The organism is Funiculus sociatus GB2-C1 (genome assembly GCF_039962115.1).
Classification (GTDB): domain Bacteria; phylum Cyanobacteriota; class Cyanobacteriia; order Cyanobacteriales; family FACHB-T130; genus Funiculus; species Funiculus sociatus.
Window position 1 is genome coordinate 1 of record NZ_JAMPKJ010000107.1, and the last position, 12432, is coordinate 12432.

Here is a 12432-nt window from a genome sequence, read left to right on the forward strand (position 1 = left end):
ATCTAAACGGGCTGAGCATGATTTCTATGACCAGATTTGGTTCTCTCGCATCCGTTCATTAACCTGTCACCCTTGATCTACCAAGCATCTACAAAGATGTGTCAGGCAGTCAGGTGGTCCGCCATTAGGAAGACCGCCAGCCCAGGTCAGCCTGGAAACCAAGAAGCAAGCTCTAGATTCGGAGAAAGTTCGCAATTCGATTGAGGGAAAATTTGGGCAAGGAAAGCGAAGATTTAGCCTTGCTCGGGTGATGGCTAAACTTCCAAATACTTCGGAAACGGCCATTGCTATTAGTTTTTTAGTCATGAATCTTTCGACCGCTATCAGGCGGTTTTTTTGTGTGTTTTTTTGTCGATTTGCGACAACAACACTTGTTTTCGCTCTGTCCATCATCAAAAGCTATGGCTCGATAAATGAGGAAAAACAAAAACTTATATTATTGTCGGCTTGAATCACTAATCAAGCCTTCTCTGGGTCTTCCATTATTTATTCAGCAAGCCCTAAGTAGATAAAGGGGTAGATAGAAATAAACGTAGGAATAAACCTATTACAAAAGTCCCTTTTGCAATAGGAGGAAAAGGGAAAAGCTGCTCCTGCTAGGAAAGCATAGTAAAAACGGAAAAACCAAGTAATCTTTCTTCCCCTTCTCCTTTAACCTTTCTTCTGACTTGGAGCAAGAAGTTTAAACCTCGACTTAAAAACCCGTTTTCTCTAGGAAAACGGGTTTCTTGATGTTTAGTTTTTTTGTGTATATTTAGAGGTACTAGATGTTGAGCTACTGCTACAACCCTTGCTAGAAGAAACTTGAACGGTGACGGTTTGACTAATTGTACTCTCAGCGCCAGATGCGATCGCTATGCTCTTGGCTGACGCAACGCTTTTTCCATCTGGTGAAACTACCCGTTGGATTAAGATTCTAGACTGGCTCATAATCAATGTTTATTTATAGGCTAATAATCTTTTAAATTACCCCAACCCGAAATATTTAGGGAGGTAGCTTTTTTAAGCTGTTGTGCTATGTAGCATATAGTTTAGCTCGCTAGCTAGCCACTCTTTAAACATCCCATCCACGATCTCTTGATGTGTTTGAGGCGTTAATTGAGCTGGGATAAACTCTTCAACTATAAACAGATGATAACCTTGGTCGGTGGAAATTGGGCCAAACACCTCTTTTCGTTTGGCACTAAAGACAACCGCTGATATATCTGGCTTAAAGCTCCAACGGTAAAGCTTGCCTTCATAACCGCATTGATGTCTACGCCGCTCATCAATATCATAAAGGTGAGCTGCCTCATAAAAGCTAATTTCCCGTTCTTCAATTTGATAGAAGAGTTCTTGGGCAAGTCTTTCATCAGGAAGAATAATTTGATACAGTAAGATTTGGTCAAAATTCAGCTTGTTTTGGGCAAAAAACTTCTCTGCTTCTTTGGCAAAAAGACTCTCTGCTAATTTTTTAGCAATCAGGCGATCGCAAATTCCTGCCTCCCAGTCTTCCGGAGAGATCATCTGATCGGCTAGCCATGCTAACGTATCGGCAGCCTTCTCCAAACGCTTGGCGTAACGCAGCTTGTTCGCCTCAGCCTGAATTTCCTCTGGCGTGACGGCTAAACTTCTTTCCTGAGCAGCTTGGGTAATAATTTTTTGATATAAAATCTTCTGACATACTTCTTTTAACTGTATGTCTTTTTTCAGGAAACTAACAATTTCATCCACTTTAACGGATGACCCTGAAAAATCGTTCATATTAAGTTTTATTTATCCAAACACAGTGGTTATTAACTCATTATTACTCATTCCTACTTCTCTACAACCATGAAATCGCAGAAACCTTGTGAAATACTGAATCACCTCATGCCTAAAGATGAGGTGTTTTTAACTTAGTATTAGAGAATGTCTCTCGAAGTCGGTTGTAACACCATTAAGATATAGGGGCGAAGCATACCCTAGAGGAAGGCTGATGCGTACAGGCGATGGTTTATCGCCGTTTCCAATAGCTTCTTTACCGAATGCGAAAGCCCCTACTAGATACCCATACTACTTTTCAAACATCCTGTGAAGGAGCCGGAAATTTATTTCACGGCTCAAAATTTAAGTGCTATTCCACATTAATATTAGTTAGAATTCATGGGAACTGCCCTCAGACCTAAACCTGGAAAAACGCGGCTGGGTATTCCTATCATTGTGTAAGGAATTTGTTGCCTGTTACTATCTGGATTATCCTCAACACGATTTTGTTTGTTGCCAGCGCCAATGTCGGTGCTGTTTGGGAGAGACGATGGCAAGGAAAAGGTGCTGATGGATGTTGTTGCCGATGAAAATGTTCTTACAGATGGCGGTGTTACCACACTTACAGAACTAGCAGAATTACTAAATACGGCACCGGGTGTGTCTACACTGGTGGCGGCAGCAGAATTACTAAATACGGCACCGGGTGCGTTTACACTGGCGGGTGCGGCTCCGGCATTAGTAAATACGGCGGCGGGTGCGGGTGCAGGTGCGAGCGCGGCTCCGGAATTAGTAAATACGGCGGCGGGTGCGGGTGCAGGTACAGTTACAGTTGCCCCAGGATTCGGAGATACGGGAGCGGGTGCTGTTGCTGTGGTGCTAGTAGTAGGAGGAGCGGTTGTTGTCGCAGTTGCTGTAGCGCTAGCGCTGCTGGAGGTTGCTCCGGGAGTGAACGTTGTCTGACTACTACTACTGGTTCCTGTGGGCGAGGTTGCTGTTGCACTACTACTGCTACCAGAACCGCCTGAAGATGAGGATGAACTAGAGCTACTGGAACTACTGCTGACACTAGGGGCGATGCCACTAGGGGGAGTGAAATTAGGAGGAGTGAAATTAGGAGGAGTGAAACTGGGGATCGGGTTAGCTTGGGAAGGAGAAGCAAAAGTAACTACTATGCTTCCGAGTATGCAAAGATAGAAAACGCCTTTATTTGATGAGCTAATCATCGCTATCTCCTTATTAATAGAGATAAGAGGAAGTAGGAAGTTTTGGCTATAAAAAAGTTGAAAAACCGACTTTAAGCCATTGATTAGAACATGCATTTTTGTAGCGTTTCTAATCAACAGCTTATTTATTTAAACCAAAATTACATAAGCTTGAGAAAGTACCAGCTCCGGCAAATCATAAGGCATAGGTACTACCATTAGCCAGAGCGCCAGATGCTGCGTCGCTGATAGAGGCAGAGTATCCAGCTCCGATTACATAGCCAAAGTCCCCAGTGCTTTTGTCAAAGAAAAAATCTCTAAAATAGCCTGTGCGCTACGAGCAGAGTCAGAGCTAGCTGACCAGCTACTTCTACCACTAGGGGAGGAAACAGTAATTCCTCTTCCCCCTGAATACTTCGCTATTACTAGGAAGTTGATTCTCACAGAAACTTAGAACGTCAATTTTCTAATTGACTTATACCTCCCTCCTTTTAGTGATAAAAATCGCTGAAAGCTTTTTTTCATCTTCAATTCTTCAGCCTTCAGCGATTTCTATAGTTAACTAGCAATTTCGGCAAATCTCTGCTTAAGATGCAGATGAGCTTGAGCCAGAGCTTGAGGAGGAAAAAGAGGATGGCCCGTACCAGTAGTTGTAGCTACTAGAAGCACTGGTATAAGTTCCGGTAGACGTGAAGCTGTAGTAGGTTCCAGATGCATTTGCTGATGCAGATGCATATGCATTGGCGTATCCACCTTCAATGCTGGTTTCTTCAGAAACGACTTCCAAAATATCTAAATCGGAAATATTCATGGCTGTGTCCTCGTTCAAAAGGTTGGTTTGATTAGCCTGTTTGGCTGTTATGAATACTGTAGCTAAGTAGACTAAAAGAGTGTTGCCATTTTGGCATATTTATTTATGTAACAACCCGTATATATAGCCAATAAAAAAAGCCTAGTTCTTGAGAGAAATGAACTAGGCATTAGTTAAGCAACAAAATAAAACTGTTGCGTATATTTAATTAAATTGAATGTAGTTGTTGAAACTTTTGAAGCAGCTTCCCCTTTAAAAAATAGAGAACCAAGGCTTCTTCGGTGGCACCACTTCCACCGGAGTGTCTTCTGGATTGGAGAAGACAAACCCCTGCTCTAGATTGCCGCCCCTGAGGTGGGAACGTGGTTCGCTAACCGTCTCTAGATAACCCAAATCCGTAATTTTGCTTAAGCAATTATGCGGAGATAGGTTCTCAGACCGAGCGGCAGCGCTTTGGTTATCTGTGTTTATACTATCCCCTTCCCGTTGGCTTGGTCTGCCAATTTGGCAGTTTTCTTTGAGCAATCGGTTGTATGTACGGTAGGGGATGTATTGTAAAGGATTGTAACCAGAAAACCGTAGAAGCAAAACACAAGCCCAGGAATATTTTCCAGCTAGGATAGCTTCGACGACTTGATTAAACTGTTCGGGATTTATGGTTTTGTCAAGATTGGGATTAGAACAGGGAATTCGATAAGTCATAGCGATCGCCCTTTTTACTAAACTGTTTTTTGCGTTTTATAAATTGATGCCGCCTTTTTGCACCTGCCGGATCGGATCTAGCAAGATGTCGGCGATGCGACGATGCCGGATGATAATATCAGCGGTCGCTGTCTGACCCGCCTTAAAGTGGATGGTTTGATTATTGGCGGTGACAGAGTTACGGTCTAGCGCGACTTCCACCCGATAAACCGCGCCGAGTCGTTCATCGGGTTTAGCATCGGGGGATACGGATAGTACCTTCCCGGAAACGGTACCGTAGTCTTGATAAGGAAAAGCGTCAAATTTGATTTGCACCGACATTCCTGTCTTGACAAAGCCTGCTTCTTGATTGGGCAAGCTAGCCAATAAAATTAGAGGTGCTTTGTCAGCAGCCAGTTCGGCAACGGTCTGTCCAGGTTGCACAACAACGCCTGTGTTGTGGATGTTGAGGGATGACACGACACCATCTACGGGAGCGTAGAGAAACCGCTGTTTTAGCTTGCTCTTAGCACTGGTAAGCAGATTTTTATTTTCAGCAATTTTAGCTTTGAGCTGGGTGATTTCTACTTCCAGTTGCTGAATTTGCTGCTGTGCCTCTAACTGCGTTCGGCGTGCTTCGGCTTGCTTCTGGTGCAGCTGTGCTTGCAGTTGCTCGGCTTGGGCTTGAGTTTGCTGGAGTTCGCCTTGGGTTTCGGTAATGGTGCTTTGGCGATCGCGTAATGCTTGCTCGGCTTGAAACAGTTGTTCCTTGACACCCGTATCCTCTTCCAGCTTGTTTTTGGTAATAGCACTTTGGCGATCGCGTAAAACTTGCTGGGAATCAAACAGATATTTTTTGGCGATCGCACCTTCTTCCACCAGAGGCTTAAGCCGTTCCACTTCCTCAGCCGCCGCCGCTGCATCCGCTTGCCGTTGCACCAGCAGTTCTTGTGCCGTACCGGAGAGCGGTTTTAGGCGTTCTAGTCTTGCCTGATTTGCCGCTGTATCCGCCAGATATTCAGTCAGCAGCTTTTGGGAAGCAGCTGTCTTGGCGTTAGCTTGGGCGATCGCAGCAGCAGCAGCCTCAACGTCCGCCTTAGCAATTTCCGCACGAGTTCCGCTTTCTTGACGCATTTTTTCAATAAGCGTTTGCTTCTGGCTTAACTCGATTTGGTTGGTTCCCAGCATTTGCTCTAACCGTTCCACTTCACCAGCAGCAATTTGAGTATCCAGTTCCACCAACATCTGCCCGGCTTTCACCGCTTGCCCTTCTTTGACGGCAATATTAACAACCTTGCCCATTTCCACCGGGTCAATTTTATAAACCTCCCCTTTAGGCACTAATCGCCCTTGGGCGTGTCCCACTTCGTCAATTTGCCCAAAGCAAGCCCACACAGCAAATGCCGCACAAAAAACTAACCCTCCCAATACCAGTTTTTGGGGAAGTGTTGAAGGCGGCTCTTCCAGCACATTTTGTAGGGAAGTAGACCAGTTGCCCGAAGCAGGTGCTGAGTGTTTCGGCTCTTGGCTTCCGGCTCTAGTGCGGAGTGAAAAGCCAGAAGATTTGGGTTCTGATTGGGGACTTTGTACGGAGACAGCTGTACCTCCATAGATAGATGCAGCCTCACTACTTCTATCGTCAGATAGGTCTACGGGAAGGTCTTCCCAGCTATTCTCAACAGCAGCCGATAATGTGGCTGGCGGGTTAAAGGACTCTGAGTTGGAAATCGGTACGATTCGTTTTTCCATATTAGTCAGGCAGAATTAAGAAATTCAGCGTCAATAGCCTTGTATTACCTCGATTTATCCAGAATTGCCTTATAGATTGCCTGAGTTCTATCGGGTTGATGGCTCAATCTTTGGCTCACCTCTTCTAGTTGCCAATTCAGAACCCAATACTTTTTGGTTAAGGCTTGATCCCCCTAACCTCCCTCTTTTACGGGGGTTAGGGGGATCTCCTTGGACTAAACATCGTTAACCGAGATGTATTGATTCAGAACCCAAGAACATCGAGAGTTATCCGAGGTATGCAAGTTGGATTAAAGATCGAGCTGCTGTTGCGCTAGGTGATAATAAAGACCTTGCAGCGCAATTAGTTCCTCGTGGGTGCCGCGTTCAACCAAAATGCCTCGATCTAGCACTAGGATGCAATCGGCTCCGCGAACGGTAGACAGTCGGTGAGCAATAATAAAACTCGTGCGATCGCGACTAATACGAGCAAGATTCTGCTGAAATCGGCGTTCGGAATCTGTATCTAGAGAGCTGGTGGCTTCATCTAAAATCAGGATGCGAGGATCGCCGAGTAAAGCACGAGCGATCGCAATCCGTTGTCGCTGTCCTCCAGAGAGATTTGTACCCCGTTCCCCAACTTTCGTGTTGTATCCCAAGGGCATATCTTGAATAAACGCATGGGCTTCTGCCAGTTTAGCAACTTCCACCACTTGCTCTAGCGTATACTCGTCAGCGTAAAGCGTGATGTTTTCTATAATAGTTCCCGAAAACAGAAAACATTCTTGCGGCACCACACCCAACTGCCTTCGTAACGATTGGGGAGAAGCGTGGCGAATATCGTGTCCATCTACACAGATCCGACCGCTGGTGGGGTGATATAAACCTTGTAGCAGACTGACTAAGGTACTTTTGCCGGAACCGCTGCGCCCTACAATCGCCACGGTTTGCCCAGCGCTCACCTCAACGGAAATATTTTGCAGCGTGTTGCGCTCCTGCTCCTGAGAGTAGCGGAACGTAACATTTTCTAACTTCATCTCGCCCCGCAGCTGAGGCAAAACGAGTAGAGGTTGTTGGGGATTTTCTTCAGGTTGGGCTGAAAATACATCATTCAGCCGTTCCACAGAAACCATCACTTCTTGCAGTTCATCCCAAAGGTTCACTAACGCCAGCACGGGGCTGATAACATTGCCAATCAGCATATTGAATGCGACAAATTGACCGATAGTGAGCTGCTCTTGGATTACCAGTGTGGCTCCGTACCAAAGCAATGCGGTACTACCCAAGGTATTAATTAAGCCGCCAGTTGCTTGCAAGCCATTCGCCAGCTTTTGACCGCGAAATCGCGCATTTAACGTCCCAGTCAAACGATCTTCCCAACGCCAGCGCAACTCTCGCTCTGCTGCTGCTGCTTTTACCGTGGCAACACCGTTCATCATTTCCACGAGGGAAGAGTTTTGCGCCGCTTCCTCAGCAAAGACTTCCCGCGACACCTTTCTGAGGAATGGACTCGCCACAACGGTTAAAATCGCAATCGGGGGAATCAGCGCCAAAACCAAGAGTGTCAAACGCCAGTTGTAATACGCCATCAACCCCACATAAACCACTGCCATTGAGGCGTCTAACCAAGCGGTGACAGCTTGGCGCGTTAGAAATATCTGAATTTTCTGGTTTTCCTGCACCCGCGTGATAATGTCTCCCACATGACGGGATTCAAAAAACTTCAGGGGTAAGGTTAGGGTATGGCTGATAAAGCCACCAATCAAGGTAAGGTCTAATCGGTTGGCAAAATAGTCCAGCAAGTATTGGCGAATGGCAGTTAGACCGATGCGCCAAACGCCGAACAGCAGCAACCCGATGGCGAAGACGTGCAGGGTGATGAAGCTTTTGTTGACAACAACCCGATCGAGAATGATTTGAGTAAATAGGGGGGTAATCAGTCCAAAAATCTGAATTAGCAAAGATGCTAAGATAATTTGCCCAATTAGGGAGCGGTAAGGCCAAAGTACGCCCCAGAAGCTACTGAGGGAGTGTTTCTGGTCGGTTTGCGCGGTTTGCAGTCGTTCTGTGGGGTCGAGGAGTAGGGCGTATCCCGTCCAACTGGCTTGAAATTCCTCTAGGGAGAGCGATCGCCTGCCTACTGCGGGATCGGCAATCAGGATGCGCCTCCCTTTGATTTGGTAGACAACGACATAATGATCGCCTTGCCAGTGGGCAATCCAAGGGTTAGTCCGATCTACCAAGCGGCTTAAAGAAGCCCGCACGGGACGCGCATGAAACCCGACGCTTTCGGCAGCAGTAGCTAAGCCTTTAGTCAGGGAGGCACCGGAACGCCCTACGCCAGCTAGATTGCGGAGGGAATTCAGGCTAAACCGTTTGCCCCAATACTGTCCGATCATTGCTAAGCAAGTGGCACCGCAATCGGCGGTACTCTGCTGTTGAATGAATGGATAGCGTTGTCCTAACAATCGCCGAGGCTTTAATGGTTTGGGAAAAGCAATTGGTTGTTGGTTGTCTGTTCCCTCTTCTTTTCCTCCTGTTGATGAAAATGACGAAAGGGGAGTTTGTCCGTTATTCAGTGACGGCTGAGGATTGACACAGACGCGATGAATCGGCATTACCGCCTGATGAGTCGTTAGCTTTTGATATCCGTTGCTAGCACTATCGCTGGATACAACTGCTAAAACCGGCGCGATCGCGATCGCTGCTTCCCAATGTTGTATGGGCAGATGGTAAACCACTAAATCTGTCTGTGCAACCCAATCTGTGGGCGTTGGATTTGGATATCCCCAGCTTTCTCCTACTGTTGGTGGCTGCAATCCTTGAATTTGCCCATTTCCAAGCCAGAAGCGACCCGTTTCTGCGGGAATATACTCCAGCGACTCTCCAGCAGAGATCCGTATTTCTACTAGGTAGGGTAAGAGTTGCCGCAGACTTAGGCTGGGAAGCGATCGCAATTCTGTAGCGGTTTTTAAGAAAATTAGACATTGCCGCTCCTGAGAGAGTTTCAGCAAGTAGTCTCTCAGATTGGGAAGTCGCTCTAACCAAGTTTCCAATTGTGCAATTGGAATCCTTGCTGCTACACCTACACTAGCAGCGATCGCTTTTGGCATCCTTACGCTTAGGGCGCTTTGTAGCTCCATATTGCCGAATAAAGCTTCTGCACCAAAAGTTTCGCCTGCTTCCAGTACTAGAGCGGAAACTTCTCTTCCCTGCGTAGCATCAAAACCAAGCAGCCGTACCCGACCTTGGCAAATTATATAAAACCAATCAGTGTTTTCTCGATCTGGTTCACCATGAACGGAATTCCCTGAGAGAGGGGATACATAATAGCTAACCAAGGGATCGCCAAGTTGAAACTCACACATTTCAAACACTTGGTTAAATTCCGATGCCTGATTGGGATCTGATTGAGATAGCCTCAGTAGGTTGAGGATATTTGCAAGACTATGGGAAGCGTTCTCAAGGTTCCGAGGCGGAGGATGCTCTGGCAATCCTAACATCCGATTCATTTATTAGCCTCTTAGCTTTCAAAGTTTAACTTTGTTCGTTTTAGGTTTTTGTTAAAAACACTAAGAAAAGGGTAACGGCATTTCCCCTTTGATCATGTATTAGTGAATTTACGTAGGTGCTGTCAATATAGCCTCTAAAAATTTATCAAATCTTTACTCCAAGTTTATAAAATCTTTATTTTGGTTTCATGATAAAAAATATGAAGAGCTTTAACAGAAGTTATAAGACAATTTTATATTTTTATGCCTACCTAAACTAAGCCAGAAAATTGGAACATTTAAGACATGATGATTTAAAACATCTGTAACAGATTCTTTTTGATGGCAAAGACATCTAGAGGCACTACGGGAAATGCCAATGTACACACAAGTGGAGTCTGAGCAAGTTTCCATCCGCGGAAAAACGACATCCAACTGCCGCAGACCATGAACCAGAGTGGGCATTCCAGGGGACGCTGGGAACGATAACCCGACCATCCTCCCCGTCGGGCAATTAACCAGGTTGCCCAAGCTAAAGAATTGGGGAGATAAGGATTTTGCTGTTTTTGAATGCGTCTTTGCAACAAAGGTGCCAGTTAGTCAGGTAGTGCTGCTGCTCCGAAGTGAAAGCAACCGAGGAACAGCAGGGCTTCTCGTGCGGTTTGCTCTCGGAGAGGATCGTCTACTACCTGCACGGTATAAGCCCTTCACACGGTTGGGCACTTAAGGTAGTAGCGCGTCTAGGCTAAAATGCTGGGTTGAACAAATGTGGAAAAGGTTAAATTTCAAGCTTTTTATCCCTCAGCAAACCCAGCAAATTAAGCTTGTCGCCCTACTACTTGCTCTCCAATTGTCGTTTATCTGAGAAGTATTGAGTTGCGTTGAGGTTAGCATTACCTAAAGAATGATTATATTTCGTTGGGTTTCGCTGGCGCTCAACCCAACCTACTTTTGACTGAATCCATTTGTTGGTATGCAGGCTGAAAGTTTCTGTTGTAATTATGAATTGGGCTGAGGTTTGATTACACCAATTTTTGTATATATTGGGTGGATTAATCGCCTTAAAGTAGGCAATTCTTTAGCAAAAAGTAACGAGCCTAAGATACAAAAACTGCCAGCAATAATTAATGTGTTGGGCGCGCCTATTTGATTTGCTAAACTACCAGCAAATAAATTCCCTAAGGGAACGACACCAAAAAATGCCATTGTGTAGATGCTCATCACCCGTCCGCGTTTATCATCTTCGACAATTGTTTGAACAACTGTGTTACTAGATGTAAATTGCATAATAAAACCCAATCCCACGATTAACATCATCAGTAGAGAAAGCGCCAGTATGCGGGATAAAGAAAAACCAATTAGCCCAATTCCCATAAAGGCTGGTGAATAAGCAATGAATTTTCCTAGCCCTAAAACGCTTTGTCGTGTAGTTAGATAAACCGCACCTACTAACGCTCCAACTCCGGAAGCAGCCATTAGAAAACCTAAAGTTTCAGCACCGCCGCCAAGAATTTTAGTGGCAAAAATTGGCACGAGAACGGTATATTGCATTCCCATAAAGCTGACTAAAGCCAGCAACAGGATAATGGCGCGAATGGGTGGAAACCCAAAAGTATATACAAATCCTTCTTTCAATCTCTGCCAAGGATGAGTATTTGTAACGTTGAGTTTTTTGGGCTTAAGCTTCATTGCTAATAAAGCAGCAATCACAGCAATGTAACTGAGTCCATCAATTAAAAAACAGTAAGCAGATCCAACTGAAGCAACAAGTAGTCCTCCAATAGCAGGGCCAATTAATCTGGCTCCATTAAACATAGAAGAATTAAGAGCGATCGCATTCGCTAAATCGTCTTTTCTTTCTACGATTTCTGGCACGAAAGCTTGACGGGCTGGCGCATCAAAGGCGCTGACAACTCCTTGAAATATACTCAAAAATATCAGATGCCAAATATTTACTATTCCTGTAAACGCTATAAAAGCAAGCGCTAAGGATTGGATCATAGAAAGTATTTGAGTAATGACTAAGATCCGGTGGCGGGGGAATTTATCTACTAAAACACCCCCAATAGGGGTGAGAATAAAGCTAGGAAATTGACCTGCGAATCCCACCAAACCGAGTAATAATGCGGAATTAGTCAGGCTATAAACTAGCCAAATCGTAGCAACTTGAGTCATCCAACTTCCAATTAGAGAAAGCCCCTGACCTCCAAAAAATAACCGATAATTTCTCGATTTCAATGCCGGGAGAACAGGCATTAGTTTGATAGGATTTCTCTTCATATACCTTGGTCGTTTTTGCCTCAAACCTACAGGAGCATATATTATATTTTGTAAAGTTACTTAAAAAATTACTGCAATCCCTCTGTCAACGGAGGGAAGTAACCAAGGATTGTGCATTAACAAAGTGTGGGATAAACGGCAAAATTATGCCAACTCCAAGAAGTATCCGCCACCCCAGCCCGCTGGGCGGCAGTTGTCCCTAAGCGACTATGCTCCCAAATCCAGTTAAAGTAGCTTACTACCAGTCGCGTAGCCACTTTTGTCTGCTCCCACACCTTGCCAAATTTGTTTTGTCGGCGATGCCACCTAGCTGTCTGCTGCCGGACAATCCCGTTGGTGCGTTCTAAACGTTGTGGGCGTTGCTGAAAGGATAATGTTATTTATAGACTAAAATAATTGGTAGTGCTACATAAGTAATGATGCATTGTAGTGATGGATAAAGTACCAGATAGCACCAATGTGGTTCTCCAACGATTTTGAAAAGGACAAGGTTTTTCGGACTAGGCGAGAT

Annotated in this window: 10 protein-coding genes and 3 pseudogenes; 3 read left to right on the forward strand and 10 right to left on the reverse strand. The window is 45.2% G+C overall.

Features of this window, described 5'->3' with window-relative positions:
• Window positions 1-115: 115 nt before the first annotated feature.
• Window positions 116-451 (forward strand): annotated as a pseudogene (locus NDI42_RS27515) (transposase); the annotation flags it as partial.
• 284 nt (window positions 452-735) lie between these two features.
• Here the strand turns inward: NDI42_RS27515 and NDI42_RS27520 are convergent.
• Both NDI42_RS27520 and NDI42_RS27525 read right to left on the reverse strand, forming a co-directional pair.
• Complete coding sequence (locus tag NDI42_RS27520) at window positions 736-930, reverse strand: hypothetical protein (RefSeq protein ID WP_190452344.1); 195 nt, start codon at window positions 928-930, stop codon at window positions 736-738.
• A gap of 72 nt (window positions 931-1002) precedes the next feature.
• Entirely contained in the window at window positions 1003-1743 is a 741-nt protein-coding gene (locus tag NDI42_RS27525) for a peptidylprolyl isomerase (RefSeq protein ID WP_190452346.1), read from the reverse strand.
• A 492-nt stretch (window positions 1744-2235) separates the two neighbouring features.
• Here NDI42_RS27525 and NDI42_RS27530 point away from each other — a divergent pair, with 492 nt between their 5' ends.
• Entirely contained in the window at window positions 2236-2688 is a 453-nt protein-coding gene (locus NDI42_RS27530; RefSeq protein WP_348231828.1) for a hypothetical protein, read from the forward strand.
• Window positions 2689-2706: 18 nt separating this feature from the next.
• A complete protein-coding gene (locus tag NDI42_RS27535) occupies window positions 2707-2922 on the forward strand; it encodes a hypothetical protein (RefSeq protein ID WP_190452350.1) in 216 nt (71 codons plus the stop codon).
• 594 nt (window positions 2923-3516) lie between these two features.
• Here the strand turns inward: NDI42_RS27535 and NDI42_RS27540 are convergent.
• The 8 genes and pseudogenes from NDI42_RS27540 to NDI42_RS27575 all read right to left on the reverse strand — a co-directional run.
• Window positions 3517-3741: a hypothetical protein gene (locus NDI42_RS27540; protein WP_190452351.1), complete on the reverse strand. Its 225-nt coding sequence runs from the start codon at window positions 3739-3741 to the stop codon at window positions 3517-3519.
• Window positions 3742-3993: 252 nt separating this feature from the next.
• The gene (locus NDI42_RS27545) at window positions 3994-4443 is read right to left on the reverse strand and encodes a HetP family heterocyst commitment protein (protein WP_190452354.1); all 450 of its coding nucleotides are present in this window, start codon (window positions 4441-4443) and stop codon (window positions 3994-3996) included.
• 36 nt (window positions 4444-4479) lie between these two features.
• The gene (locus tag NDI42_RS27550; RefSeq protein ID WP_190452356.1) at window positions 4480-6171 is read right to left on the reverse strand and encodes a beta-barrel domain-containing protein; all 1692 of its coding nucleotides are present in this window, start codon (window positions 6169-6171) and stop codon (window positions 4480-4482) included.
• A 290-nt stretch (window positions 6172-6461) separates the two neighbouring features.
• Window positions 6462-9662, reverse strand: a complete 3201-nt coding sequence (locus NDI42_RS27555; RefSeq protein ID WP_190452358.1) for a peptidase domain-containing ABC transporter — start codon at window positions 9660-9662, stop codon at window positions 6462-6464.
• A 293-nt stretch (window positions 9663-9955) separates the two neighbouring features.
• Entirely contained in the window at window positions 9956-10228 is a 273-nt protein-coding gene (locus NDI42_RS27560; RefSeq protein ID WP_190452360.1) for a hypothetical protein, read from the reverse strand.
• 412 nt (window positions 10229-10640) lie between these two features.
• On the reverse strand, window positions 10641-11921 hold the full coding sequence (locus tag NDI42_RS27565; RefSeq protein WP_190452361.1) for an MFS transporter: 1281 nt from the start codon (window positions 11919-11921) through the stop codon (window positions 10641-10643).
• A 116-nt stretch (window positions 11922-12037) separates the two neighbouring features.
• A pseudogene (locus NDI42_RS27570) lies at window positions 12038-12274 on the reverse strand (IS1 family transposase); the annotation flags it as partial.
• A 52-nt stretch (window positions 12275-12326) separates the two neighbouring features.
• A pseudogene (locus NDI42_RS27575) lies at window positions 12327-12432 on the reverse strand (IS1 family transposase); the annotation flags it as partial.